Annotated in this window: 26 protein-coding genes and 1 riboswitch; of the genes, 15 read left to right on the plus strand and 11 right to left on the minus strand. The window is 64.8% G+C overall.

What is annotated here, in order from left to right; genetic code table 11:
• Positions 1 to 154 precede the first annotated feature (154 nt).
• The 3 genes from AB4Z51_RS18965 to AB4Z51_RS18975 are packed head-to-tail and all read right to left on the minus strand — an operon-like array spanning position 155 to position 2,832.
• Positions 155 to 1,543, minus strand: a complete 1,389-nt coding sequence (locus tag AB4Z51_RS18965; RefSeq protein ID WP_028151545.1) for an ATP-binding protein — start codon at positions 1,541 to 1,543, stop codon at positions 155 to 157.
• An 18-nt stretch (positions 1,544 to 1,561) separates the two neighbouring features.
• Positions 1,562 to 2,293, minus strand: coding sequence for a response regulator (locus AB4Z51_RS18970; RefSeq protein WP_028169830.1), 732 nt, complete (start codon positions 2,291 to 2,293; stop codon positions 1,562 to 1,564).
• Positions 2,290 to 2,832 (minus strand): MarR family winged helix-turn-helix transcriptional regulator, encoded by a 543-nt coding sequence (locus tag AB4Z51_RS18975; RefSeq protein ID WP_441497784.1) that lies wholly within the window; start codon positions 2,830 to 2,832, stop codon positions 2,290 to 2,292. The genes AB4Z51_RS18970 and AB4Z51_RS18975 overlap by 4 nt, the downstream gene beginning before the upstream one ends.
• A gap of 336 nt (positions 2,833 to 3,168) precedes the next feature.
• On the opposite strand from AB4Z51_RS18975, the gene AB4Z51_RS18980 reads away from it, so the two are divergent.
• The 5 genes from AB4Z51_RS18980 to AB4Z51_RS19000 all read left to right on the plus strand — a co-directional run bounded on the left by AB4Z51_RS18980 (position 3,169) and on the right by AB4Z51_RS19000 (position 7,554).
• Complete coding sequence (locus AB4Z51_RS18980; protein WP_085403340.1) at positions 3,169 to 4,251, plus strand: branched-chain amino acid aminotransferase; 1,083 nt, start codon at positions 3,169 to 3,171, stop codon at positions 4,249 to 4,251.
• Between the two features lie 138 nt (positions 4,252 to 4,389).
• The gene (locus AB4Z51_RS18985; protein WP_085403432.1) at positions 4,390 to 4,914 is read left to right on the plus strand and encodes a YegJ family protein; all 525 of its coding nucleotides are present in this window, start codon (positions 4,390 to 4,392) and stop codon (positions 4,912 to 4,914) included.
• Positions 4,915 to 4,998: 84 nt separating this feature from the next.
• The gene (gene hisS / locus AB4Z51_RS18990) at positions 4,999 to 6,651 is read left to right on the plus strand and encodes a histidine--tRNA ligase (protein ID WP_085403339.1); all 1,653 of its coding nucleotides are present in this window, start codon (positions 4,999 to 5,001) and stop codon (positions 6,649 to 6,651) included.
• A 55-nt stretch (positions 6,652 to 6,706) separates the two neighbouring features.
• Positions 6,707 to 6,955: a tautomerase family protein gene (locus AB4Z51_RS18995; protein ID WP_071909549.1), complete on the plus strand. Its 249-nt coding sequence runs from the start codon at positions 6,707 to 6,709 to the stop codon at positions 6,953 to 6,955.
• Between the two features lie 206 nt (positions 6,956 to 7,161).
• Positions 7,162 to 7,554 carry a thioesterase family protein gene (locus AB4Z51_RS19000; protein WP_063985570.1) on the plus strand — a complete coding sequence of 131 codons (393 nt, stop codon included), beginning with the start codon at positions 7,162 to 7,164 and terminating at the stop codon, positions 7,552 to 7,554.
• Between the two features lie 150 nt (positions 7,555 to 7,704).
• Here the strand turns inward: AB4Z51_RS19000 and proC are convergent, their stop codons facing one another.
• Together proC and AB4Z51_RS19010 are read right to left on the minus strand one after the other, a co-directional pair.
• Positions 7,705 to 8,541, minus strand: a complete 837-nt coding sequence (proC, locus tag AB4Z51_RS19005) for a pyrroline-5-carboxylate reductase (RefSeq protein WP_244623315.1) — start codon at positions 8,539 to 8,541, stop codon at positions 7,705 to 7,707.
• A 191-nt stretch (positions 8,542 to 8,732) separates the two neighbouring features.
• A complete protein-coding gene (locus AB4Z51_RS19010; protein WP_028169834.1) occupies positions 8,733 to 9,233 on the minus strand; it encodes a YbjN domain-containing protein in 501 nt (166 codons plus the stop codon).
• A 387-nt stretch (positions 9,234 to 9,620) separates the two neighbouring features.
• Positions 9,621 to 9,796: riboswitch (FMN riboswitch) on the plus strand.
• 74 nt (positions 9,797 to 9,870) lie between these two features.
• On the opposite strand from AB4Z51_RS19010, the gene AB4Z51_RS19015 reads away from it, so the two are divergent.
• From AB4Z51_RS19015 to AB4Z51_RS19055, 9 genes are all read left to right on the plus strand, one after another.
• The gene (locus AB4Z51_RS19015; protein ID WP_071909551.1) at positions 9,871 to 10,428 is read left to right on the plus strand and encodes a 6,7-dimethyl-8-ribityllumazine synthase; all 558 of its coding nucleotides are present in this window, start codon (positions 9,871 to 9,873) and stop codon (positions 10,426 to 10,428) included.
• Positions 10,429 to 10,528: 100 nt separating this feature from the next.
• Positions 10,529 to 11,731: an MHYT domain-containing protein gene (locus AB4Z51_RS19020; protein WP_085403431.1), complete on the plus strand. Its 1,203-nt coding sequence runs from the start codon at positions 10,529 to 10,531 to the stop codon at positions 11,729 to 11,731.
• A gap of 365 nt (positions 11,732 to 12,096) precedes the next feature.
• A complete protein-coding gene (locus AB4Z51_RS19025; RefSeq protein ID WP_085398496.1) occupies positions 12,097 to 12,960 on the plus strand; it encodes an FAD binding domain-containing protein in 864 nt (287 codons plus the stop codon).
• A gap of 13 nt (positions 12,961 to 12,973) precedes the next feature.
• Complete coding sequence (locus tag AB4Z51_RS19030; protein ID WP_063985567.1) at positions 12,974 to 13,474, plus strand: (2Fe-2S)-binding protein; 501 nt, start codon at positions 12,974 to 12,976, stop codon at positions 13,472 to 13,474.
• Positions 13,471 to 15,891, plus strand: a complete 2,421-nt coding sequence (locus tag AB4Z51_RS19035) for an aerobic carbon-monoxide dehydrogenase large subunit (RefSeq protein ID WP_085398486.1) — start codon at positions 13,471 to 13,473, stop codon at positions 15,889 to 15,891. The genes AB4Z51_RS19030 and AB4Z51_RS19035 overlap by 4 nt, the downstream gene beginning before the upstream one ends.
• Positions 15,892 to 15,893: 2 nt before the next feature.
• Complete coding sequence (locus tag AB4Z51_RS19040; protein WP_085398487.1) at positions 15,894 to 16,760, plus strand: AAA family ATPase; 867 nt, start codon at positions 15,894 to 15,896, stop codon at positions 16,758 to 16,760.
• A complete protein-coding gene (locus tag AB4Z51_RS19045; protein ID WP_441497785.1) occupies positions 16,757 to 17,965 on the plus strand; it encodes a vWA domain-containing protein in 1,209 nt (402 codons plus the stop codon). The genes AB4Z51_RS19040 and AB4Z51_RS19045 overlap by 4 nt, the downstream gene beginning before the upstream one ends.
• A gap of 11 nt (positions 17,966 to 17,976) precedes the next feature.
• Entirely contained in the window at positions 17,977 to 18,816 is an 840-nt protein-coding gene (locus tag AB4Z51_RS19050) for an XdhC family protein (protein ID WP_085398489.1), read from the plus strand.
• Between the two features lie 10 nt (positions 18,817 to 18,826).
• Positions 18,827 to 19,285 carry an SRPBCC family protein gene (locus AB4Z51_RS19055; protein WP_085398490.1) on the plus strand — a complete coding sequence of 153 codons (459 nt, stop codon included), beginning with the start codon at positions 18,827 to 18,829 and terminating at the stop codon, positions 19,283 to 19,285.
• Between the two features lie 145 nt (positions 19,286 to 19,430).
• On the opposite strand, the gene AB4Z51_RS19060 is transcribed toward AB4Z51_RS19055, so the two are convergent.
• From AB4Z51_RS19060 to AB4Z51_RS19075, 4 genes are all read right to left on the minus strand, one after another.
• Positions 19,431 to 20,465 (minus strand): D-alanine--D-alanine ligase family protein, encoded by a 1,035-nt coding sequence (locus AB4Z51_RS19060; protein ID WP_441497786.1) that lies wholly within the window; start codon positions 20,463 to 20,465, stop codon positions 19,431 to 19,433.
• Positions 20,462 to 21,490: a putative zinc-binding metallopeptidase gene (locus AB4Z51_RS19065; RefSeq protein ID WP_063985560.1), complete on the minus strand. Its 1,029-nt coding sequence runs from the start codon at positions 21,488 to 21,490 to the stop codon at positions 20,462 to 20,464. Before AB4Z51_RS19065 ends, AB4Z51_RS19060 begins: the two co-directional genes overlap by 4 nt.
• 254 nt (positions 21,491 to 21,744) lie before the next feature.
• Positions 21,745 to 22,698 (minus strand): ribose-phosphate pyrophosphokinase, encoded by a 954-nt coding sequence (locus AB4Z51_RS19070; RefSeq protein WP_028151562.1) that lies wholly within the window; start codon positions 22,696 to 22,698, stop codon positions 21,745 to 21,747.
• A 193-nt stretch (positions 22,699 to 22,891) separates the two neighbouring features.
• A complete protein-coding gene (locus AB4Z51_RS19075) occupies positions 22,892 to 23,506 on the minus strand; it encodes a hypothetical protein (protein WP_085398491.1) in 615 nt (204 codons plus the stop codon).
• An 87-nt stretch (positions 23,507 to 23,593) separates the two neighbouring features.
• Between AB4Z51_RS19075 and AB4Z51_RS19080 the strand changes: the two genes are divergently transcribed.
• Positions 23,594 to 24,166: a hypothetical protein gene (locus tag AB4Z51_RS19080; protein WP_135216021.1), complete on the plus strand. Its 573-nt coding sequence runs from the start codon at positions 23,594 to 23,596 to the stop codon at positions 24,164 to 24,166.
• A gap of 38 nt (positions 24,167 to 24,204) precedes the next feature.
• Here the strand turns inward: AB4Z51_RS19080 and pgeF are convergent, their stop codons facing one another.
• Positions 24,205 to 24,972 (minus strand): peptidoglycan editing factor PgeF, encoded by a 768-nt coding sequence (gene pgeF, locus AB4Z51_RS19085; protein ID WP_085398493.1) that lies wholly within the window; start codon positions 24,970 to 24,972, stop codon positions 24,205 to 24,207.
• Positions 24,969 to 26,087 (minus strand): class I SAM-dependent methyltransferase, encoded by a 1,119-nt coding sequence (locus AB4Z51_RS19090; RefSeq protein WP_085398494.1) that lies wholly within the window; start codon positions 26,085 to 26,087, stop codon positions 24,969 to 24,971. The genes pgeF and AB4Z51_RS19090 overlap by 4 nt, the downstream gene beginning before the upstream one ends.
• Positions 26,088 to 26,106 lie beyond the last annotated feature (19 nt).

The following is a 26,106-nucleotide window of genomic DNA, read 5'->3' on the forward strand; positions in this document are numbered from 1 at the left end:
GTCACCGCAACGTCTACAATAGCAGACCTGCGGCGCTTCGACTTACAAGGGGTATCTCTCCGCGCGTGACTCTCTTACTTCTGAATTCGCGGAAACAACCCCTCATCCGGCGCTTCGCGCCACCTTCTCCCACAAGGGGAGAAGGAAGAGCCGCCTACACCGGAATCCGGACACTCGCCCTTAATCCCCCCATCGGGCTGTCGCCGAGGGTGATGTCGCCGCCATGCGAGCGCGCGATGTCGCGGGCGATGGCTAGCCCCAAGCCGGTGCCGCCTTCGTCCTGGTTGCGGGCGTTGTCGAGCCGCAGGAACGGCTTGAACACCTCTTCGCGCAAGTGCGCGGGAATGCCGGGGCCGTCGTCCTCGACCGTGACGGTCAAATAACGGTGATCGCGCTGGCCGTTGATGGCGATGCTCTTGCCGTAGCGCGCCGCGTTGGTGACGAGGTTGGCGAGGCAGCGCTTGAACGAGGCCGGCTTCACGGTCACCACGGGCAGACCGTGGAACGCGACGGTCGCGGTGTGGCCGTGGCGCTCGGCGTCGCTGCGCAGCTCCTCGAGCGCCTGCGCCATGTCGGTCGGCTGCGACTGCTCGCCGGAATCGCCGCGGGCAAACGCAAGGTAGTCCTCCAGCATCATCGACATCTCGTCGACGTCCTTGCGCATGCCCTCAAGCTCTGGGTTGTCGCCAATCAGCGCCAGCTCGAGCTTGAACCGGGTCAGGATGGTGCGCAGATCGTGGCTGACGCCGGCTAGCATCGCGGTGCGCTGCTCCATCGTGCGCTCGATGCGTGACTTCATCTCGAGGAAGGCGACCGCCGCGCGCCGTACCTCGCGCGCGCCGCGCGGCCTGAAGTTCGGCGCCTCGCGGCCCTTGCCGAAACTCTCGGCGGCGTCTGCCAGCCGCAGGATCGGCTTGATCTGGTTGCGCAGGAACAGCACGGCTACGATCAGGAGGATCGAGGACGTGCCGACCATCCAGAACAGGAAGATCTCCGAGTTCGAGGCATAGGCGGCGCTACGCTGCGCGAACACGCGCATTACGGCATCGTCGAGCTGGATGCGGATCTCGACGAGGTTGGAGCGGCCGACGGTGTCGATCCAGAACGAGCGTCCGATCTGGCGGCCGAGCTGCACCGACAGCGTCTGGTCGAGCAGCGAGAAGAACGGTTTTGGGCCCGGCGGCGGCATGTCGCCGGCGGGGAGGAAGTCGACGACGAGGCCGAGGCGCTGCTGGGCGATGCGGCGGATCTCGTTGCGGTCCTTGTCCTGCGGATAGCCCTTGTAGACGTCGATCAGCGCGGCGATGTCCTGCACGACGGCAGCCGACAGGCGGCGCGTCACCGTGTTCCAGTGCCGCTCCATGAACACGAAGGCGACGACCGATTGCAGGATCACCATCGGCACGATCATGATGAGCAGCGCGCGGGCATAGAGGCCGGTCGGCATCCAGCCTTTGAATGCGTTGCCCATCCAGCCATTGGCGGCGGAGACGCGGCCGGCGGCGCTCTTCAACAGCGTCAGGCCGGTATCGATCGTGCTCATCGGTCGCGCTTCACTGCTTTATGGCGAGGCCACCAGGCGGTAGCCGATCCCGCGTACCGCCTGGAGGAACAGCGGATTGGCGGGGTCGGTCTCGATCTTGCGCCTGAGGCGGTTGATCTGCACGTCGACGGCGCGCTCGTTGACGCTGCCATTGCCGGTGAGCGCGCTGCGCGGCACGGTCTCGCCCGGGGTCTCCGAGAGAATCCGCAGCATCTCGCGTTCGCGGTCGGTGAGGTGAATGACCTCCTCGCCCTGGCGCAGCTCGCCGCGATCGAGATGGTAGACGTAAGGGCCGAACGCGATCTTCTCCACCGCGGCGGTTTGCGGCGGCGGTGCGGCGCGCTTGAGGATGTTGTTGATGCGCAGCGCAAGCTCGCGCGGCTCGAACGGTTTTGCCACGTAATCGTCGGCCCCGATCTGCAGGCCCTCGATGCGGGCTTCGGCCTCGTGCCGCGCCGTCAGCATCACGATCGGCACCGAGGAGGAGGTCCGGATGAAGCGGGCGAGATCGAAGCCGGTCTCGCCGGGCATCATGACGTCGAGGATCAGGAGATCGAAATGCAGCCCCATGAGCTTCGAGCGTGCATCGCCGGCGCTTGCGGCGGTAGTGACGCGATAACCTTCGCTGGCGAGGAAGCGCGACAACAGATCGCGGATGCGGCGGTCGTCGTCGACCAGCAGCAGATGCGGCGCATCGTCGGCCGGTTCTACCGGCGGGCGGGCGAGCGTGGCAGCGAACGGCACGTTCACTCCTTTCCGTCCTGATTGACGTTGGCGAAGATCGTCTCCAGCACCTTGTCCGGATCGTCGCGGTCGATCATCGCGCGCAGGAAACGCTTGACGGTATCGGCATCCTGCGGCGCCAACTCGGCGAGCGCCTTGGTGATCCGCGTGGTCTGGAGCCCGGCGAGCTTCTGCACCAGCGCCTCGCCCTTCGGCGTCGCGTAGAGCAGGCGCTGGCGGCGGTCATTGTCGCCGGTCTTCTGCACGATATAGCCCTCGTCCAGGAGCTRCTTGAGCACGCGGCCGAGCGACTGTTTTGTGATGCGCAGGACATCGAGCAGGTCGGCGACCTTGAGGCCGGGATAGCGATAGACGAAATGCATGACCCGGTGGTGGGCCCGGCCGAAGCCGAAAGCCTCCAGCTCCTGGTCGGGATCGCCGACGAAATCACGATAGGCGAAGAACAGCAGTTCGATGATATCCCAGCGCAAATTGCCTCCATCGCCTGCGGCCGGCCGCGGCTCGGCTGCGTCTTGAGAGGGAGTTGCGAAATTTATGTCAGGCATATTGACGTATCTTGGGTTCAATGTTACAAAACGATCAGCCCGCACGAAATTCTAGATCGCTTCGCGTCGGGTGGCAGTTCTAGGAGCGGCCGGAGAGAGCCGGACAGGCGACGACGGCCGAAGCAGATCTACCGTGCGATTGTCGAGCGGCATTTCGGCAAAACATACTGGACTTCCGCGTTCCGCAAAAGCATGTCCTCGGCGACATGCTGGCCACGGAAACCGGCCGTAACAAGGCTGGCGGCGGTCCAGCCACAACCTAATCAAGCCAGCCGGGCCCAAACAGGGCAGGCGGGCGCCAGAACAGCGCCGCTACCGGCAGCGGGAGGCAAGGACATGAGTATGAAATTCGACATCCAGCCCGCATCCAATCCGACATCCGAGAAGGACCGCGTCGCCAAGCTGGTGGACCCCGGCTTCGGTCGGGTTTTCACCGATCACATGGCGATCGTCCGCTACAACCAGGCCAAGGGCGGCTGGTACGAAGCACGCATCGAGGCGCGCGCCAACTTCCAGCTCGATCCGGCCGGCGCGGTCCTGCACTACGCGCAGGAAATCTTCGAAGGCCTCAAGGCCTACAAGCGTGACGACGGCGGTGTGAACCTGTTCCGCCCCGACGCCAATGCGCGCCGCTTCAAGGATTCCGCCGACCGCATGGCGATGGCGCAGCTGCCCGAGGACGTCTTCATCGAGGCGGTGGAGCAGGTCGTGCGCATCGACCGCGCCTGGATGCCGGGTGGCGAGGGCAGCCTTTATCTGCGCCCCTTCATGATCGCGAGCGAGACCTTCCTCGGCGTCAAGCCGTCGTCCGAATACATCTTCGCGGTAATCGCTTCGCCGGTTGGCTCCTATTTCAAGGGCGGACCTGCGCCGGTCTCGATCTGGGTCTCGGAGAACTACACCCGCGCCGCGATCGGCGGCACCGGCGCCGTCAAGTGCGGCGGCAATTATGCCGCGAGCCTGCGTGCGCAGGCCGAAGCGATCCAGCACGGTTGCGATCAGGTCGTCTTCCTCGACGCGGTCGAGCGCCGCTACATCGAGGAGCTCGGCGGCATGAACGTCTTCTTCGTGTTCGAGGACGGCTCGCTCTCGACGCCGCCGCTCGGCACGATCCTGCCCGGCATCACCCGCGACTCCATCATCGCGCTCGCGAAGGATGCCGGCAAGACGGTGCGCGAGAAGCCGTACTCGCTCGACCAGTGGCGCAAGGATGCGGCGAGCGGCAAGCTGAAGGAAGCGTTCGCCTGCGGCACCGCTGCCGTGATCTCGCCGATCGGCAAGGTGCGTTCGGTGAGCGGCGATTTCGAGATCAGCGGCGGCGCCGCCGGCCCCGTCGCCACGGGCCTGCGCAAGCAGCTCATCGACATCCAGTACGGCCGCACCAACGATCCGCACAACTGGATCCGCAAGGTGTTTTGATCGACGGCGATTACGTTTCCCCTCTCGCACAAGGGAGAGGGGAAACGCGCAACGTTTGTGGCTTATTGCGCTATGAACGTGCTGCTGCCGACACGCGACAAAGCCAGGAGACATCGAAGCATCCTGGACATCGCGAACATGGCAACAAAACTCTCCCAGCCCATGAAATGGGTCGTTCTCGCCGCAATCACCGGCGTCAGCGTTTTCGGCATCCTGACCATCGGGCCCATGCCGGAGGTCGTAGCGCAAGACCGCTCGCCGATCGTCGACGTGCGCACCACCGATCCCGAGATGAACACCGCGATCGCGCGCGCCCGCGGTACGCTTCCCACCTTCTGGGCGTCCTATGACGCGCCAAAGCCGTCGGAGAGCGGGCACGCCTTGAAGGTGCGCTTTTCGACCCGCAGGGGCGGAGAGCATATCTGGATCGGTGACGTGAAGAAGCTGCCGAACGGTACCTATTCGGGCCTCTTCGCCAACGAGCCGCGCGATCTGCCGGGCAAACGGGCCGGCGACGCGGTCAAGTTCAGCGAAGCGGACATTTCAGACTGGATGTTCATGCGCAACGGCAAGATCGTCGGAGGCGAAACCATCAAGCCGACGCTGAAGTCGCTGCCAAAGGCCGACGCGGATGCCCTGAGGGCCCGGATGGAGCAGCCGTAGATTCTCTTCCCCTCTCCCCGCAAGCGGGGCGAAGTAAAGCGAACTTCGGTTGCCGCACCGCGCGTCGGCTGGTAAACGCCGCGCATGGCCGAGAAACCCAAAAAACCCCAGAAACTGAAGGCGCGCCTGCCGCGCGGGCTCGAGGATCGCGACCCCGCCGCGATCCGGGCGACGCGCGAGATGGTCGAGAAGATCCGCACCGTCTACGAGCTCTACGGGTTCGAGCCCGTGGAAACGCCGGCGATGGAATACACCGACGCGCTCGGCAAGTTCCTGCCCGATCAGGACCGTCCGAACGAGGGCGTGTTCTCGTTCCAGGACGACGACGAGCAGTGGATCAGCTTGCGCTACGATTTGACCGCGCCGCTCGCCCGCTATGTCGGCGAGCGATACGGCACCGACGGTCTGGTCCTGCCCTACCGCAGCTACCGCGTCGGCTACGTGTTCCGCAACGAGAAGCCCGGCCCCGGCCGTTTCCGCCAGTTCATGCAGTTCGATGCCGACACGGTCGGCTCGGCGACGCCGGCGGCGGATGCAGAGATGTGCATGATGGCCGCGGACACGATGGAGGCATTGGGAGTTCCTCGCGGCTCCTACGTAGTGAAGATCAATAGTCGCAAGATATTTGATGGGGTATTGGAATCCATTGGACTGGGCGGCGAAGAAAATGCGGTACGTAGGCTCACCGTTCTGAGGACAATCGATAAACTTGATAAGTTTTCAACCGACGACATCAGGAAACTGCTCGGACCTGGTCGTTGGGATGGCGGTGAGGAAGGCAAAGGGGATTTTACTAAGGGCGCGGGCCTTACTCCAGATCAAATGGAGATAGTCTTTCGTGTTGCAGGCGGACACAATGAGTCTTGGGTAAGAGTTGATAGCGACAACCAGCCCTACGAAGACGACTGGTGCTTAAGTCCCGCGCAGTTCAAACAGCATTTGTCCGACAATCAAGCTTGGGCCGCAGATGATGGTGCCCCCGGCTACTTCTTTTCTAACGACACTTTGCTCACAAATTGGCGACCACTTCTGAATTCTCCAACCGGATTACAGGGGCTAGAGGAGCTTGAGCAGATTTGTTCTATCTTGACGTCGGCTGGTTATGGCTCTCAGCGGATACGTATTGCTTCCGAAGTCGTCCGCGGTCTCGAATATTACACGGGTTCCGTACTTGAGGTCGAGCTGCTGCTCGAGACCAAGGATGAAAAGGGCCGGCCCGTGCGGTTCGGCTCCGTCGGTGGTGGCGGCCGCTACGACGGCCTCGTCTCGCGCTTCCGCGGCGAGCCGGTGCCGGCGACCGGTTTCTCGATCGGCGTATCACGGCTTCAGGCCGCGCTGACGCTCCTCGGCAAGCTCGACACGCGGCCCGAATTCGGCCCCGTCGTCGTCACCGTGTTCGATCGCGACCGCGTCGCCGACTATCAGAAAATGGTGGCGTCCTTGCGCGCTGCCGGCATCCGAGCCGAGCTCTATCTCGGCAATCCCAAGAACATGGGCAACCAGCTCAAATATGCCGACCGCCGCAACAGCCCTTGCGTGATCATCCAGGGCTCGGATGAAAAGGCGCGCGGCGAGCTGCAGATCAAGGATCTGATCGAAGGCGCCAAGGCCGCCGCCGCGATCGCCTCCAACCAGGAGTGGCGCGAGAGCCGCCCGGCGCAGTTCTCGTGCAGCGAAGCCGACCTCGTCGCCAAGGTGCGCGAAGTCCTGGGCCGCCATGACGTAAAGTGGGGATAGCCATTCCGGAAGGCCGTCACGCCCGGGCTTGTCCCCGGCATCCACGTCTTGTTTGATGGCGACCGTCAATGGCCGGTGTTCGGCCGCAAGGGAGAGAACGATGCCTGAGATTACCGTCAGCATGGCCGAAGGCCGCACCGACGAGCAGAAGGCCGGCATGATGCGCGACATCACCCAGGCCCTGGTGAAGAATCTCGGCGTCGATGCCGATGCCGTCGTCATCCAGATCAACGAAGCCCCGCTCCGTCACAAGATGAAGGGCGGCAAGACGTTTGTGGAGCGCGCGGCGGCTGCGAAGAAGTAGCCAGCGCTATATCGGCAGTCTCCACTGTCGTCCCCGCCGAGTGCGCAATTGCGCACGGGAGCGGGGACCCATAACCACAGGCAGTGGTTATTTGGCGAGCTGGTAACTCCGAGTCTTCGCCAAACTACTCCCTGTGGTTATGGGTCCCGGATCGGCGCTCCGCTTCGCTGCGCTTGTCCGGGACGACGGCGGAGTTTGAGGCCCCCATGGACGCACGCGACTTCATCAAGGTCGGCATGAGCGCCGAGCGCACGCTGGTGGTGCCGGCCGAGCGGACGGTCGGGCATTTCGTGCCCGGCATGCCCATGGTCTATGCGACGCCGATGATGATCCTGGAGATGGAGATGACGTCGGGCGATGCGATCCGCGCCGCGCTTCAGCCGGGCTGGGTCACCGTCGGCACCGAAGTCGACATCCGCCACCTCGCAGCCGCTCTCGTCGGTGCGACGGTGCGGACCACCGCGAAGGTGGTCGCGGTCGAGCGCCGCGTCATCCGTTTCGAGGTCGAGGCGTTCGAGGGCACGCGCAGGCTCGGCGAGGGCCGCCATGCGCGCGGGCTCGTGAATGTCGAGATGTTCAACAAGCGGCTCGGGGCGTAGCGGCGAGCGCGATGCCGTAGGGTGGGCAAAGGCGCGAAGCGCCGTGCCCACCATCTTTTCGGGATCGCGAACGAAGTTGGTGGGCACGCTTCCGCCTTCGCTCGTCGAGCTTCGGCGGACAAGCCGCTTTGCCCACCCTACGACACCTGCTTACTTCGCCAGCTCCTTCGACCGCTTCGTCGCGGCCGCGATTGCGCGGATCATCAGATCGCGCAGGCCCGGCTCGCCCATCAGCACGCCGAGTGCCGCGGCGGTGGTGCCGCCGGGCGAGGTGACGTTCTGGCGTAGCGTGCTGGAGGGAAGCTCCGACTGGTGCAGAAGTTCACCAGAGCCGGCGACGGTTTCGCGTGCAAGCTTCGTCGCCAGCGCCTCGGGCAGTCCGGCCTCGACGCCGGCGCGCGCGAGCTCTTCGGCGAGCAGGAACACATAGGCCGGGCCTGAGCCGGACACCGCGGTGACCGCATCCATCAGGCCTTCATCCTCGACCCATTCGACCGAGCCGGTGGCACGCAGCAGCGCATCGGCTACCGCGCGCTGCGTGGTGCTGACGTTCTTCGCCGCGACGGCGACCGTGATGCCGCGACCGATCGCGGCCGGCGTGTTCGGCATCGCGCGCACCACGGCGCCACCGCAGACCTCTTCGAGCGATGCGATCGTGGTTCCCGCCATGATCGAGACCACCGAGGTCTTGTCCGAGACGAATTGCTTCAGTTTGGCGCCGGCCTCGCGGAACATCTGCGGCTTCACCGCGACGACCAGAGTCTCGACCGTGCCGACGGCGCTGACATCGGGATTGAGCGCAACGCCGTTGGCGGCAAGCGCGGTGATCTCAGGTGAGATGTGCGGATCGATCACCGCGACGCGGCGCGGATCGAGCCCGCCCGAAAGCCATCCGGTCAGCATCGCGCCGCCCATCTTGCCGGCGCCGGCGAGGAGGATGGTGCCGGTGATGTTCTTGAGAGTGCTGCTGTCTGCCACTGTGGTCACCACAAACAAAGGTGTCGTCCCGGCGAAGGCCGGGACCCATAACCACAGGCGGTTCTAGTGGATGGAGGGCGGAGCAACAAGCATCGCGCGATACGGAGAAATCACGCGGTATGGGTCCGGATCTGCGCTCCGCCTGTCCGGCACGATGCTGAGGAGGGCGCGCGCGCCCCTCACCATCTTGGAGAGAGGCCTTACGCCTCTCCCACCGTGTCGAACATCGCCGCGTCCATCGCCTGCGCGGTGGTCTTGCCGGCCCACACCACGAACTGGAACGCCGGAAAGTAGCGCTCGCAAGCGTGGATGGCGCCGGCGAGCATGGCTTCGCATTGCGCGGTCGAGGCGGTGAGCCCGCCCGGCAGCACCAGGGCCTGGCGGTGCATGATCATGCCGGTGTTGGTCCACAGGTCGAAATGGCCGACCCACAATTGCTCGTTGACCGCAGCGACCAGCCGTTGCACTTCGCTCCGCCGTGCAACCGGAATCTTCATGTCGAAGGCGCAAGCCAGATGCAGCGCCTCGATCTCACCCATCCAGGTGAAGGAGATCTGATAGTCGGTCCATTGTCCCTTGGAGACAATCGTGAGCTCGTCTTCGCCGGAGCGTTCGAACGGCCAGTTGTTGCTGGCAGCGATGTCCTCGACCACCGCGAGCGGGTGATTTCTGGAATCGATAGTGCCTTCGAGCAGGGACATTCCGTCTCGACCTCTTGCCTTTTTGTTGTCTTTGATACGCACTCGGTCGGCCCGGCGCGCTCCCTCAACGTCGCTGTCGCGATCCCCTCGGATCAGCGCGAGCCTATCGCGGATCAAGTGATGTGATTTGCGGAATCTGCGCAACTGGCTGCCGAGTCCGTCCACAAGCCAGGACTCGTTCGTCCACAGCTCATCTCCGCCACAATTCTTAACGAATGAGAACAAATCGGAATCGGATTCGCCGATGGCGCGCCAATCGTTAATTCCGCCGGGCGAGGCCACACCCGTCATGGCGGCATGGGACCATGCGGTTTTTCATGCGGAACGCGCTTGCTGCGGCCGCCGGGTGGCGTCATATTTCCGGTCAGGCCGTTCATCCCGGGCGGCCGATGTTCTCAGGGCGGGGTGAAAGTCCCCACCGGCGGTAAGGGTCGCAAGGCCCAAGCCCGCGAGCGCCTTCCCCCAAGGATCTTCCTGAAAAGGAATTTTGCCGAAGGGAAGGGTCAGCAGATTCGGTGCAACTCCGAAGCCGACGGTTAAAGTCCGGATGAAAGAGAACGGTCGGTGGCAGACGCATCGCAAGGTGCGGCTGCTTGTCGTTCCGTGTGCCCTGATTCTGGTCCTTTGAAGGAAAGCCATGAATCAGATGTTGCAAGACCCCCAAACCGAAACTTCCGAAGTCACCCAACCGCCGGTTCCGCAGGATCCGGCACCCGAGCATCCGCGCTTCGCGAAACCGCAGCGGGTGGCCTTCGTGCAGGCCTGCTGGCACCGCGACGTGGTCGAGGAGGCCCGCATCGCCTTCGTGAAGGAGGCGGCCGCACGTCACCTCAATCATGTCGACGTGTTCGAGGTGCCGGGCTCGTTCGAGATCCCGCTGCATGCGCAGATCCTCGCCAAGACGCGGCGCTACACCGCGATCGTCGCGGCGGGCCTCGTCGTCGACGGCGGCATCTACCGACACGAGTTCGTCGCCGACACCGTGATCAAGGCGCTGATGGACGTGCAGCTGCGCACCGAGGTGCCGGTGTTCTCGGCGGTGCTGACGCCGCAGCAATTCCACGAGACCGAGGTGCACTACGATTTCTTCCGCAGGCATTTTGCGATCAAGGGCGTCGAGGTCGCCGCAGCCTGTGCCGAGACATTGCTCGGCCTGGAGCGCCTGCGCGGTCAGGTCGCGGCGGGCATTGTGTAGCCGTCCGCTCACACGCCGCTGATTGTCAATCCCGTCGCCGTCCCTATAAAGTCGGCGGCGGGAGGAGGCCGTGCCGTGGAGACGGGCGGCCGACAAGATCATGTTCGAAGGACACGATCCCTATCTCGTCGCGCTCTCTGTGGCRATCGCGAGTCTGGGTGGCTATACCGGCTTTGCGCTTGCTGCTCGCATCCGCAACACGCCCGGCGTCAGCAACCGCGTTCTGCTCGCGGGTGCGGCGGCATTTCTGGCCGTCGGCATCTGGACCATGCATTTCGTCGGCATGCTGGCCGCGCCGCTGCCGCCGGACACGGTCTATCTCGTTCTTCCCACCATCATCTCGTTCCTGATCTGCGCGCTGGTGGTCGGCATTTCTCTTTTCTTTGTCTCGATCGGCGAGCCATCCCTGAAGCGAGTGGCCTCGTCGGCGGTCCTGCTCGGCGTCGGCATCGCCAGCATGCATTATGTCGGCATTCATGGTCTCGCCGGTCACTTCGGCATCGTCCACGACCGGACCATGGTGCTGCTCTCGGTCGTGGTCGCGATCGTCACCGCCTATGGTGGTTTGCGCGCCTTCCTGGCGCAGCAGGAGGGCGTCCGGCTGATCGTCAGTTCGGTTGCGTTCGGCATCGCCGTCTCCGGCATGCATTACACGGCGATGCTCGGCATGCATTTCGAGCCGCTGACCGGCGCGGCGCATCACCATGCCGGCGGCGGTCTTGCCGCGTCGCAGCAAATCCTGTCGATCATCGTTGCGGTGCTGTGCTTCGTCATCGCAGCCGGCTTCCTGCTGTCGCTGGTTCCCGACCAGCGGCGTCAGACGTCGACCTCTGTTGCTGCCGAACCGGCTGCTTCGCCGGTCGCGGCGGCCGCCATCGAACTGATCGCTGCGCCGGCTGCAGCTCCGCGCCCGGTGGCCCCGCTCGGCGGTCTCGGCCAGCCGCCCCGCACGCCGGTTCCCCGGTTGCCGGTCGAGAGCGCCGACGGCACGCACTTCATCGAGACAGCCAATGTCCGCAGCGTCCGGGCCGATGCGCATTACACCCGTGTTCACGACGGCACCCGCGAGCGAATGTGCCCCTGGTCGATCTCGGAGGCCGAGGCCCAGCTCGATCCCTCGTTGTTCCTCCGGGTGCACCGCAGCCATATCGTTGCCATCCCCCATGTCGCATTGGTCCGCAAAGAGGGGGATGGYGCCGTGCTCGAGCTCGACGGTCCGTCGCCGCATCGGGTCCCGGTCAGCCGTGCCAAGATAGCTGAGGTGAAGGCAAGGTTGGGCCTAGCGAACCGGCGGCACGCGTAGAGTCGGGCCGCACGGGAGGCGCGTTCTTTCTTACCCTCCCCTGGAGGGGGAGGGTCGCTTCGCATGGAGCGGAGCGTAGTGCGGAGCGGGGTGGGGTGACGGTCCCTCCGCGATGAATACCCCCCGAGTGGAGAGATCACCCCACCCCGCCCGCGCTTCGCGCGGTCGACCCTCCCCCTCCAGGGGAGGGTAGGTGGCCGCCGCGCCATACGTCGCCTCACCTGACGCAATTCGTGCGTTCCCCGCCGCAACTCGTGCGAAATCCGCTGTTCCGTGCCCGAATGATTGCGGGTTGCCCCTCTCGGAGTGACCGTCCCCTCCAACGTCCGCGCCGTCACGCGCAAGAGGACGACGAGGAGGAGATGATGATCCCAGGCTCATTCAGCTATCACCGGCCGGCGAGTGTCGCCGATGCCGTCAAGCTCTTGGCAGACCTCGGCGAGGACGCCCGGCCGCTGGCCGGCGGGCACAGTCTGGTGCCGATGATGAAGCTTCGGCTCGCCACCCCCGCCCATCTGATCGACCTGCACGGCATCGCCGCCCTCAAGGGCATCAGCCGCGACGGCAACAATCTTGTCATCGGCGCGATGACCACCCAGCACGAGCTGCTGGCCTCCGACGAAATCGCCCAGTCGATGCCGATCCTGCATGAAGCGGCACTGCTGATCGCCGACCCGCAGGTGCGCTACCGCGGCACGATCGGCGGCAATGTCGCCAATGGGGATCCCGGCAATGACATGCCGGCGCTGATGATGACCTTGGGGGCAACCTATCGCCTCGAAGGCCCGGGTGGCTCCCGCGACGTCGCGGCGGCCGACTTCTATCAGGGCGCCTATTTCACCGCGCTCGAGCCCGGCGAGATCCTGACCTCCGTCTCGGTTCCCGTGCCCGCGGCCGGCCACGGCTACGCCTACGAAAAACTCAAGCGCAAGGTCGGTGACTACGCCACCGCCGCCGCCGCCGTGGTTCTCACCATGTCCGGCGGCAAGGTCGCGACCTGCGCGATCGGGCTCACCAACGTCCACGAGACGCCGCTGCTGGCTGCCGATGCCGCCAAGGCCGTGATTGGCACCAGCCTCGATGCGGCGACGTTGAAGAAGGCCGCCGCTGCGGCCGCAGCGATCATGGCACCAGCTGCGGATGCCCGCGGCCCGGTCGAATACCGAAAACATGTCGGCGGCATCATGGTGACGCGCGCGCTTCAGCGCGCCGCCGCTGTCGCGAAGTAAGGGAGGGGGATCGATGGCTAAAACACACGTCACCATGAAGGTGAACGGCGCCGAGGTCGAAGGCCTCGTCGAGCCGCGCACGCTGCTGGTGCATTTCATCCGCGAGAATCTGCAGATGACCGGCACCCATATCGGCTGCGAGACCACGCATTGCGGCGCCTGCACCGTCGACATCGACGGCATGTCGGTGAAGTCCTGCACCATGTTCGCGGTGCAGGCCGATGGCTCCGACATCACCACGATCGAAGGCATGGCCAACGCCGACGGCACGCTGTCGGCCTTGCAGGAAGGTTTCCGCATGATGCACGGCCTGCAATGCGGCTTCTGCACGCCCGGCATGATCGTCCGCGCGCATCGGCTGCTGAAGGAAAATCCCTCGCCGAGCGAGCCGGAAATCCGGATGGGCATCTCCGGCAACATCTGCCGCTGCACCGGCTACCAGAACATCGTCAAAGCCATTCAATACGCCGCCGCAAAGATCAACGGCGTGGAATTCCAGGAGGCCGCAGAATGAACGACCTCACTCCCACGCGGGAACAACGCACCGCCGCACTCGAAGGCATGGGCTGCAAGCGCAAGCGCGTCGAGGACATCCGCTTCACCCAAGGCAAGGGCAATTACGTCGACGACGTCAAGCTGCCCGGCATGCTGCACGGCGACTTCGTCCGCTCGCCGCACCCGCATGCGCGCGTCAAGAAGATCGACGACAGCGCGGCGCTGAAGGTGCCCGGCGTGCTCGCGGTGATCACCGCCGAGACGCTGAAGACCGTGAACCTCGCCTGGATGCCGACCTTGGCCGGCGACGTGCAGATGGTTCTGGCCGACGGCAAGGTGCTGTTTCAGAATCAGGAGGTCGCCTTCGTCGTCGCCACCGACCGCTATGCGGCCGATGACGGCATCAACGCGGTCATCGTCGAATACGAGCCGCTGCCGCCGCTGGTCGATCCCTTCAAGGCGATGGACGCGAACGCGCCGGTGCTGCGCGAGGATCTCGTCGGCAAGATGTCCGGCGCGCATGGTCCGCGCAAGCACGACAACCACATCTTCGAGTGGACCGTCGGCGACAAGGACCTCACAGACGCCGCCTTTAGGAAGGCGGAGGTCACGATCAAGGAGATGATCTCTTATCACCGCACCCATCCGTCGCCGCTCGAAACCTGCCAGTGCGTCTGCTCTTTTGACAAGATCAAGGGCGAGCTGACGATCTACGGCACCTTCCAGGCCCCGCACGTGATCCGCACCGTGGTGGCGCTGATCGCAAAAATTCCGGAGCATAAGATCCACGTGATCGCGCCCGACATCGGCGGTGGCTTCGGCAACAAGGTCGGCGCCTATCCCGGTTATATCTGTGCGGCGGTGGCCTCCATCGTCACCGGCAAGCCGGTGAAATGGGTCGAGGACCGCATCGAGAACCTCACCGCGACCTCGTTCGCGCGCGACTATCACATGACCACCGAGATCGCCGCGACCAAGGACGGCAAGGTCACCGGCCTTCGCGTCCACGTGCTCGCCGATCACGGTGCGTTCGACGCCTGCGCCGACCCGTCGAAATGGCCGGCCGGCTTCTTCAACATCGTCACTGGCTCCTATGACTTCCCGACCGCACATCTGGCTGTCGATGGCGTCTACACCAACAAGGCGCCGGGCGGCGTCGCCTACCGTTGCTCGTTCCGCGTCACGGAGGCGGCCTACTGCATCGAGCGCGCCATGGATATTCTGGCGCAGAAGCTCAACATGGACCCCGCTGAACTCCGGCTGAAGAACTTCATCAAGCCGGAGCAGTTCCCCTATCACTCGGCGCTCGGCTGGGAATACGATTCCGGCGACTACCACACCGCCATGCGCAAGATGATGGAGACGACCGGCTACGCCGCGCTCCGGAAGGAGCAGGCGGAGAAGCGTGCCGCGTTCGCGCGGGGGGAGACCCGCGAGATCATGGGGCTCGGCATCTCCTTCTTCACCGAGATCGTCGGTGCTGGCCCGTCGAAGAACTGCGACATCCTCGGCATTGCGATGTTCGACTCCTGCGAGATCCGGATGCATCCGACCGGGGCCGGCATCGCGCGGGTCGGTTCAAAAAGCCAGGGCCAGGGCCACGAGACCACCTGGGCCCAGATCATCGCCACCGAGATCGGCATTCCCGCCGATAACATCATGGTGGAGGAGGGCAACACCGACACCGCGCCCTATGGGCTCGGCACTTACGGCTCACGCTCGACGCCGGTCGCGGGTGCCGCAATCGCCATGGCCGCGCGAAAGATCAAGGCCAAGGCGCAGATGATCGCGGCCTACAAGCTCGAGGTCCACGAGGACGATCTCGAATTCGACATCGACGGCTTCCGGGTGAAGGGCCTGCCGGAGAAGTTCATGTCGATGAAGGACATCTGCTGGGCGGCGTACAACTCGGTGCCGCCGGGCATGGAGCCGGGACTGGAAGCGGTGAGCTATTACGATCCGCCCAACATGACCTATCCGTTCGGCGCTTATCTCTGCGTGATGGACATCGACGTCGATACCGGCGTGTACAAGGTCCGGCGCTTCTATGCGCTCGACGATTGCGGCACCCGGATCAACCCGATGATCATCGAGGGGCAGGTGCATGGCGGCCTGACCGAAGCCTTCGCCATCGCGATGGGCCAGGAGATCCGCTACGACGAGGTAGGTAACGTCGTCACCGGCTCGTTTATGGATTTCTTCATGCCGACTGCGGTGGAGACGCCGCATTGGGAAACCGACTTCACCGTCACCCCGTCGCCGCATCACCCGATCGGCGCCAAGGGCGTCGGCGAAAGCCCGAATGTCGGCGGTGTGCCGGCCTTCTCCAATGCCGTCAACGACGCGTTCTCGTTCCTGGGCAGCACGCACATCCAGATGCCGCATGATTTCTGGCGCAACTGGAAGGCGGCGAAGGATCTGGGCGCGGTGGCGTAGCGATGAAGGGCCGTGATGAGATCGCGCAAGCGCTGGCCGCATCGGGCTATATCGCCGATGCGGACCTCGCGACTGCGATCTCGCTGATGCAATTGTTGCGGCGTCCGCTGCTGCTCGAGGGCGAGGCGGGCGTCGGCAAGACGGAAGTGGCGAAAGCACTTGCAAAAGTGCATGCGACCGAGCTGATCCGGCTGCAATGCTACGAGGGCCTAGATCAGTCCTCCGCGCTCTACGAGTGGAATTACCAGCGGCAATTGCTGGCGATCCAGGCCCATCGCGGCAGCGATAGCATCGAGGACCAGGTGTTCTCGGAAAAATACCTGCTCGAGCGCCCCTTGCTCGCCGCGATCCGTCGGCCGAAGGCGCCGGTGCTGCTGATCGACGAGATCGACCGCGCCGACGACGAGTTCGAGGCGTTCCTGCTGGAGCTGCTTTCGGACTTCCAGGTCTCGATCCCCGAGCTCGGCACCATTCCCGCAATCACCATCCCGCATGTCGTGCTGACCTCGAACGGCACGCGCGAGCTCTCCGACGCGTTGCGCCGGCGCTGCCTCTATCACTATGTCGACTATCCCGACGTCGACCGCGAGACCCGCATCATCCTGGCGCGCGTCATGGGCGCGAGCCCGTCGCTGTCGCTCCAGATCGCGCGCATGGTCGAGGGTGTGCGCAAGGAGGAGCTGCGAAAAGTCCCGGGCGTGGCGGAGACGCTGGATTGGGCGGCAGCTCTCGTCGGCCTCGACGTAACCAATCTTCACGACGCACCCGAGATTGTGCATGAGACGCTCGTCTGCCTGTTGAAGACTCACGAAGACCGCGCCCGTGTCACGCCAGAGGTGACACAGCGCCTGCTGGGAAAGGTCGCATGAGCTGCTGTGGCTCCAGCCCCGGATATGATGACCTCAACGAGGTCTCGCGCCTCGTCTCCGCGAAGCTTGCGGCGTTCCTGCGCACGCTACGCGAGGCCGGCTTTCGCGTCGGGCTCGCCGAAGGGCAGGATGCGGCGACGCTGATATCATCGGGCTATGCGGCGCGGCCGGGTCTGCTGCGCACGGCGTTCAAGCACCTGTTCTCGGCACGCAAATCCGACTGGGACAAGTTCGACGGTCTGTTCGACGCGTTCTGGTTGGGCAAGCGCGTGCGCTCGCGCTCCCGCACGAATGGATCAACACCGGGCGCCAGCAATCCCTCGCTGAAGAGCTTGCAGGATGCCGCGGCGGAGCAGGGCAGTAACCAGTCCGCCGTAGACCAGCTTCCGTCCTCCGACGACGCGCCGGAAGGCCGTTCCGGCGAGGGCCGCATGGAAGGTGCTTCACGCGCCGACAATTTTGCCGAGGTCGATTTCCGAAAGCTGAGCGATCCAGACCAGGTCGCGCAGGCCCATGAGGCCGCAGCAGCGCTCGCCAAGGCAATGCGGACGCGGCTGACCCGGCGCGATCTGGCGCGCCGGCGTGGCTACCGGCTTGATCTCCGCCGCACGATTCACCGCAACATCAGCCATGGCGGCGTTCCCATCAGCCTGGTGAAACGCCAGCGCAAGGACAAGCCGTTGCGGCTGGTCGTGCTGCTCGATGCCTCGGGCTCGATGAGCATGTACACGGCAGTCTTCTTGCGCTTCATCCACGGTGTGCTCGACCAGTTCCGTGAGGCCGAGGCGTTCCTGTTCCACACGCGCCTCGCCTACGTCTCCGACGCGATGAAGGAGAAGGACGCCGGCCGCGCGCTCAACCGGCTCTCGATCATGGCGCAAGGCGCGGGCGGCGGCACCAGGATCGGCGAGTGCTTGCAAACCTTCAATCGCTGGCACGCCGCGCGCGTGATCCATTCCCGCAGCTGCGTGATGATCGTGTCCGACGGCTACGAGACCGGCGATGCCGCATTGCTTGGCCGCGAGATGGCGGCGCTGCACCGGCGCTGTCGCCGCATTGTCTGGCTCAACCCGATGATGGCGTGGGAGGGCTACACGCCCGAAGCGCGGGGCATAAGAGCTGCGTTGCCGCATGTCGATCTCTATGCGCCCGCGAATTCGCTGAGCAGCCTGCGAGCGCTCGAACCCCATTTAGCGAAGCTTTGAGGAGGCTTCCGATGACCGCTCATGTCGAAGTGCTTGATGTAGTCGCTCAGATGAAGGCCGCCGAGCGTGCCTTCGTGCTCGCGACGGTGGTGCGCACGGTGTCGGTGACCGCGGCGAAGGCTGGCGCCAAGGCGATCATCGCCGCCGACGGCACCATCGTCGCGGGTTGGATCGGCGGGGGCTGCGCCAAGGGCGCGGTGCTGAAGGCGGCGCGCGAGGCGCTCGCCGATGGCGAGCCGCGCATGGTCTCGGTGCAGCCGGAGAACCTGCTGGCCGAGCTCGGCGTCAGCGCGGGGGAGAGCCGCGACGGCATCCGCTTTGCCAGCAACATGTGCCCGAGCAAGGGCACGATGGACATCTTCGTCGAGCCGGTGCTGCCGCATCCCTCGCTCGTCATTCTCGGTGCGAGCCCGGTGGCGCTGTCGCTTGCGGCGCAGGCGCGCGTGCTCGGCTATCACGTCACGTTTGCTGCGCCGTCCGCCGATCTCACGGCGCAGCCGGACGCCGACGCGGTCATCGATGGTTATCAGCTCGGCGAGCTCAACGACTCCAAGCGCTTCGTCGTCGTCTCGACGCAGGGCAAGGGCGACGAGGCCGCCTTGCGCGCGGCGGTCGCGACCAAAGCCTGTTATCACGCCTTCGTCGGCAGCCGCCGCAAGATGGCTTCGCTGCGCGCAAAACTCCTTGCAGAGAGCGCCAGCGCGGCTGCGATCGACGATTTCAAGGCGCCGGCCGGCCTCGATCTCGGCGCGATCACGCCGGAGGAGATCGCAATGTCGATCCTCGCCGAGATCACCAGAGAACGCCGGCGTGGCCAGCGCGCGGCCAATCAAACAGCAAGCAGAGAGTGAGACACCGATCATGCAGATGAACGACAGCCAGCGAATTCCCGCCTCACGCGAGCAGGTGTGGGCGGCGCTGAACGATCCCGCTGTGCTGAAGCAGTGCATCCCGGGCTGCCAGTCGCTCGAGGTGACCGCGCCGAACGAGATGACCGCGACGGTGGTCTTCAAGGTCGGCCCGGTGAAGGCGACGTTCAGCGGTAAGGTGACGCTGTCCGATTTCGATCCGCCCAACAGTTACCGTATCTCAGGAGAGGGCTCCGGCGGCGTCGCCGGCTTCGCCAAGGGTGGCGCGGTGGTGCGGTTGGAATCCGAGAGCGCCGACGTGACGGTGTTGCATTACGAAGTCGATGCGCAGATCGGTGGCAAGCTCGCGCAGTTGGGAGCACGGCTGATCAATTCGACCGCGACGAAGCTGGCGGGGGAGTTCTTCAAGTCATTTGCCGACGTGGTGAGCGCGAAGGCCGAGGCAGGCTAGCTGCCGTAGGGTGGGCAAATCGACTTGTCCGCCGTAGCTCGAAGAGCGAAGGCGGAAGCGAGCCTACCGTCTTCATCGCTACAAAAGAAGGTGGGCACGGCGCTTTGCGCCTTTGCCCACCCTACGATAGTCGCGCAAGCCGCCATCACCCCAACGACACCCCCGCCTTGGCCCGGCTGATCCCCAGCGTCAGGATGCGCTGCAGGAGATCCGGATATTTGAGCCCGGCATGTTGAGCCGCCGTGGCGAACTCCTGGCTCTTGGCGATCTCGGGGTTGGGATTGGCTTCGATGAAATACGGCGTGCCGTCGGCGGCGAGACGAAAATCGATGCGTGCGTAGCCGTCGAGGCCAAGCGCCCGGTAGATGCGCTTCGCGGCGCGCTGGATGCGCGCGGTGACTTCGGGCGCGAGGTCCTTGGCCGGCCCGTCGACGATGCCGAGCTTCTCCTGATAGTCGGTGTCGTGCTTGGCTTTCTCCGTGGCGATGTGCCGTGATCTGCGCCCGCCCATGCTGCCGAATTTCAGTTCCCAAACCGGCAGGACGCGCAGCCGGTTGTTGCCGAGCACGCCGACATAAAGCTCGCGCCCCTCGATGAACTGCTCGGCGATGGCGGCGGATTCGAYCCGCTCGTGGATGAAGGCGACGCGCTCCACGAGCTTCTCGTCGGTATCGACGATCGAGGCCTGCGAGATGCCGAAGGACCCGTCCATGTTCAGGCTCTTGACGATCAGCGGCAGCGCAAGGCGCGTCGGGCGCTTCACCTTGCGGCGCATCGGGAAGACGGCGAAGGCCGGCGCTGCGATCCGGCGGTGATGCACCAGCGTCTTGGACAAATCCTTGCCGCGCGCCAGGATCAGGCCGCGCGGATTGCACCCGGTATAAGGGACCTTCATCAGCTCGAGATAGCTGGCGATGTGCTGGTCGTAGGCGACGTTGTTGTGGAATTCCTCGAGCAGCGTGAAGRCCACGTGGGGCTTGAATTCTTCGATCGCCTCGCGGATCGGCTTGATCTCGTCCTGCGCACCGAGGGCGCGAACCTCGTGGCCGGCCGCACGCAAGGTGCTCACCACGTCGTATTCCGTCTTCCAGTTGTTGATTTCCTGCGGCGTGTATCCGTCGGAGGAGTCCGGAGGCATGAAGTCCGGATGCATCAGCACCAGAATGCGTGAGCGTCTCATAGCGCGATCCATTTGCGCCGAGACGGGCCAAACAGCGCGTGCATCGTCTTGGCGGTCACGAGGACGGTGAAATCGAGAACGAGCTTCTGTTCGGGGCCGACGGCGCGCAGATCGAGCTCACGGCAGCGGGAGATCATATCATCGAGCACGGCATCGAGCGTGAGCTGGTTCTCGCCCGTCCACCGCGCGACCAGCTGCCTGATCTGCGCGCGGTGCCGTCTGATCAGGGCCGAAGCCGGCTTTGAGCGGTGATGCCGTGGATCGGCTGAAAACAGCCGGGAGAGGTCGCGGTCGTAGGTCTTCGGCGCTGTGAAGGCGTAGAACGCCTGCTTCTTCTTGTAGTGGTCTTCGAGCGTCTGGCTGAGCCGGCCCAGCGTATCGACACGCTCCCGCGTCGTGATCAGCGGCCGCTTTCCCGCAATCTCGTGCATCAGCTCGTCGACATATTCGAGCTTCTTCAGCGCCGGCCATCCGGCATATCGCGTCCGCCAGTTCGAGCGTGGGCGCAGCCACACCGCGAAGGTCTCGGCGAAGTCTTCATCCGGATGGCTTTGCGCGTACCACAGCCGGAGGTGCTGGACGTAGCGCCTGCTGGCAGGATTGGGCCGGTAGTAGCGCGGGTAGTGTTTCGACGACGGGCCGAACAGCTGCTGCCAGCGCCGGCGGCGCTGCAGCTGATAGCCGTGCTGCACGGCATGGCCGGCCTCGTGACGGAGGATACCCATGCACTCGCGCCAGGTTCCGCCCTCGACGTCGAACATCATCTTCTTCTCGAGCTTCATCAGACGGGGATGGGCGAGATAGAAGGGGATGGCGATGCCCGGCACATCGCCCGGACTGAACCATTCGCTCGAGATCCATGTGTGCGGTCGCAGCCGGATGCCCCGCTCTTCGAGCTCCTCATGGAGCGTGCTGACGCAGTCCTCGAGCCAGGTGCCTTTGACCGTAACCCTCAGGCTGGAGAGGCGCTGCTTGAGCAACTCGTCATCCGACAGCTTCTCCCAGGCAAATTTCCGGCGCGGCATCAGGAATCCAGGGGGCAGGGATGACTCGGTATCCGGATGATGTCATGGGCGGCGGCGGGCAACAACCCGTGGGGCTGCGAAGCGGGCTGCGGCGCGTCAGCGCTCAACGCCGTAGGGTGGGCAAAGCGACTTGTCCGACGTAGCTCGGAGAGTGAAGGCGGAAGCGTGCCCACCACCTTCAATATAAAAAGAAAAGGTGGGCACGGCGCTTTGCGCCTTTGCCCACCCTACGAGACCTTCCGGGATCGGAAAAACTAGTCGAACAGGCTCGACACCGACTCTTCCGCCGCGGTGCGCGCGATGGCGTCCGAGATCAGGCTGGCGATCGGAAGCGTGCGGATGTTCGGAGCCTTGGTCACCGCCTCCGTCGGCAGGATCGAGTCGGTGATCACGAGCTCCTTCAGCTTCGAGCCCGCGATGCGGGCGGCCGCGCCGCCGGAGAGCACGCCGTGGGTGATATAGGCGTAGACGTCCTTGGCGCCCTTGGCGATCAGCGCGTCGGCCGCGTTCACCAGCGTGCCGCCGGAGTCCACGATGTCGTCGATCAGGATGCAGGTGTAGCCGGCGACGTCGCCGATCACGTTCATGACCTCGGATTCGCCCGCCCTCTCGCGGCGCTTGTCGACGATCGCGAGCGGGGTGTTGATGCGCTTGGCAAGGCCACGTGCGCGCGCCACGCCGCCGACGTCAGGCGAGATCACCATCGTCTTGGAGAGATCGAACTTGTCCTTGATGTCGCGCACCATCAGCGGTGCCGCGTAGAGATTGTCGGTCGGGATGTCGAAGAAGCCCTGGATCTGGCCGGCATGCAGGTCGAGCGTCATGACGCGGTCGACGCCGGCCTGCGTGATCAGGTTGGCGACGAGCTTGGCCGAGATCGGCGTGCGCGAACCCGATTTGCGGTCCTGCCGGGCGTAGCCGAAATAGGGCAGCACCGCGGTGATGCGGCGTGCCGAGGAGCGGCGCAGCGCATCGGTGATGATCAGCAGTTCCATCAGATGGTCGTTGGCGGGGAACGAGGTCGACTGGATGACGAAAGCATCCGAGCCACGGACGTTCTCCTGGATCTCGACGAAGATCTCCATGTCGGCGAAGCGCCGTACCACGGCCTTGGTTAGCGGCAGGTCGAGGCCTTGCGCGATCGCCTGCGCGAGAGCCGGGTTTGAGTTGCCGGCGACAAGCTTGATGGAGCCGTTCTTGGCCGACATGGACGCTTCCTCCCGCGCTTTGCTGGATACGACRTTCAACATCAGAGAATACCCACTGGAAGCACGGTTACGACGGGCGAGGAAATATCAGGCCGGGGCCTGCAATGGCAACCCGGCATGCTACGTTTTCCCTCCGAAATCCTGAGTCGGGCCAACGGTTTGGCCGCAACTTGGGGCCGTGGTTTCGCGGGGGTTATCGCTCGGCATAGCCCAGCGCCGAGGCCGGCATCTCGGCCGCCGGAGCCTCCGGGATCACGCTGGCCACCGCCGGTCCCCGCAAGCCGGGAACAGTGCTCGGCGCGTCCGGCGTTCCGTTGATCATGTTGGAAAGTCCGCTGAATCCGGCCTGGGCGATCTTCCGCAGCACGAGGTCGTCGGCGGCGCCCCAGGGATCGCGGCCGCCCTTGGCGGCGGTCAATTCCTCGCCGGAGAGGCGCAATGCCCGCTGCTGGTTGGCGTCGTAGACGTCCCAGACCCAGGCGATCACGGTCTTGCCGCGCACGATTTGGGCGGAGAGGTAACTGCGCACGCGATAGGCAGCCGTCCCCTCGCGGGAGACGACGGACAGGCTGCGCAGCTTGGATTCGCTGTCGAGCACGCCGACCATGCGGTCGAACACCTGCGGGGGCGGCCCGTCGATCGATTCGAAGGCCACGGTCGCCCCTGAGCCGGTACTCGGCGCCATCGCATAGGAGTTGGCGGCACCGCCGCCGCCGGCGCAGCCGCCAAGCGCGACCGCCGCTGCCAGCAGCATGACCGCCAGCACACGCGAACCCGCGCGGCCCAGGATGAATGACGCGTCCCTCATTATGGGGGGCAGCGATATCGTTAAAATCGATTAAGGTCTAGGGCAGGAAGGACACATCATTGGGCCGATCCGGCCGAGGAATTGTCGATGAGGGGAGCGACTTTGGGGGTAATCGTTGCCTGCCTCATCGTGGGGCGGGCCGCGGCGGCAGAAAGTGCGGCCGAGGCAATCCGGGCTTTCGGACTGACCGGTACCTGGTCGGTTGATTGCAAACGGGATCCGTATCAGGCCTGTGAGAACAACCGCTGTGGCGCGCGATTGACGTACATCGCGTCGTCCTCCGGAGCGCCGACGACAAGGAATGTGATCGGGACGTTCACACCTGGGCAAGTAAGGACATTCATCAGCGCGATCTATTCGGCGACGCGTATTGCCGACGACAAGATCAAGATCGTGTCGGTTCAGGACCCTCCACCCAGCACGACACTGATCTGGTGGCGTCAGCCGGGCGAGGTTTGGGAGATCGTTCTGCTCAAGGTCGGCGACAAATATCGGACTTTCTCCGCGCATCGCGACGATTGGAAGAAGATCGAAGTCGATGAAGGTTTCGAGGTCCGACCGCCGCCGCCGCCTCCACCAGCTCAAATGTACGTTGATTTGCCGACTAAATGGCTTCGCGGAAAGAATGAAACGCCATTGTTCGAAAGATGCAGCGACTAACCTAATGGGTTGCGGCAAGAACTAGGCCGAATTCGTTCTTAATTCTCCAGCGCGATCGCGTGGATGTGGCGGCCGTAATCCGGCTCCTTGCGATGTACCGAGCGGCGATAGCTGAAGAAGCGCTCGTCGGCATAGGTGTCCAGGCCAAGATCGTCGATCATCAGGATGCCGGCGGCTTCGAGCCGCTTCCGGATGAAGCCGGCGAGGTCGAACATCGCGTGTCCGGCGCGCACCGACGGGATGAAGAACATGGCGTTGTCCGCGTCCGCCTCGATGAAGCGGGCCACGAACTCGTTGCCGACCTCGTAGCTGTCCTGTCGGATCAAGGGGCCGATCGCGGCGATGATGCCGCTGCGCGTGGCGCCGAGCTTCTCCATCGCCGAGATCGTCTGTTCCAGCACGCCGGTCAGCGCGCCTTTCCAGCCGGCATGGGCGCCGCCGATCACGCGCGCGTTGGGATCGACGAACAGCACCGGCCCGCAATCGGCGGTGGAGACGCCGAGCGCGATGCCGGGTGTTTTCGTGACCAGCGCATCGCCCTTCGGCCGCGGTCCGCTCGGCCACGGCGCTTCGGCAATGAGGACATCGGGCGAATGGATCTGGTGCAGGCTGATGAAGCGCTCCGGGGCGACGCCGACATGCTCGGCCATGCGGCGGCGGTTCTCCGCGACATGCGCCGGATCGTCGTTGGAGCCGAGCCCGCCATTGAGCGCCGAATAAATCCCGCCTGAGACACCGCCCTCGCGGGTGAAGAAGGCATGGCGCAGGCCGGGCACGGCCGACAGCAGCGACGAAGCAAGCGTCATGAAGCGCCTCCGGCCCGTTCGAGATCGCTGAGGCCGGCGATGCCGGTCAGCCGCGGCTCGGAGATGCCGAGCACCTTGAACATCGAGCCCATGCCGCTGCGCCCGGTATCGGTCAGGCGCTTGAGCGCCACCGAAATGTCGGTGGCGACTTCAGGCGTCGCCTTCTGCATCAGGGCAGCTGCGCGGGTATCGATGCCGACGCGCTTGAGGAAATCGCCCTGCGTCACCGGGCCGTGCACACGGGCGCCGACATCCTCGGCCGCGCGCGCCAGGGCCTGGAAGTCGACATGGGCTGTGACGTCGGCCTGGCCCGGCGCCTTCAGGGGATCGGTGAAGGTGTGGCGCGCGATCGCCTGGAACGTGTCGCCGGCATCGCTGCGCAGATGGCCGTAATCGATGATCAGCGCCGCGCCGTCCTGGTCGCGCACGCGCGTGGCGAGCTTCATGATCTCGCCGTCGGGGCGCCATTCGAACACGGCGCCAACGGGAGCGGCGCGCACCAGAGGCGGCAGCAGCACGTCGAAGCGCGGCGTCGGGTCGGCGGCCGCGCCGAATTGAAGCTTGCCGTTGGGATCGATCTCGATCACGCGCTCGTGCCAGCCGTTCTCGCGCTTCACCATCTGGCGGATCGGCAGCACGTCGAAATATTCGTTGGCGAGGATGATGCTCGGCCCTTCGGGCACGTCGTCGATGCTGTCGTGCCAGGCGATGTTGCGCACGCCCGCCAGCGTCGCACTCTGCCGCTCGCGCAGCACCGGATTGACCTCGACCATGTGGACGTGAAGCGCCTGGTAGAGCGGCGGCAGCACGCGCAGTGCGCGCAGCGCATCCGCCATCATGGTGCCGCGGCCGGGGCCGAGCTCGATCAGCCGCAGGAATTGCGGCGAGCCCATCTGCTTCCACACCGAGGCGGTCCACAGCCCCAGGAGCTCGCCGAACATCTGGCTGACCTCGGGCGCGGTGGTGAAGTCGCCTTCGCGCCCGAGCGGATCGCGCGAGACGTAATAGCCATAGCGCGGATGCATCAGGCACAGTTCCATGTACCGCCAGACCGGCATGGGCCCTGAGGATTTGATCAGCGCCCTGATCTCGTTGAGTAGCGGCTGTTCGGTCACGGTCTGTCTTCTCGAAAGG

Source organism: Bradyrhizobium sp. 2TAF36, from assembly GCF_052114925.1.
GTDB lineage: Bacteria > Pseudomonadota > Alphaproteobacteria > Rhizobiales > Xanthobacteraceae > Bradyrhizobium > Bradyrhizobium barranii.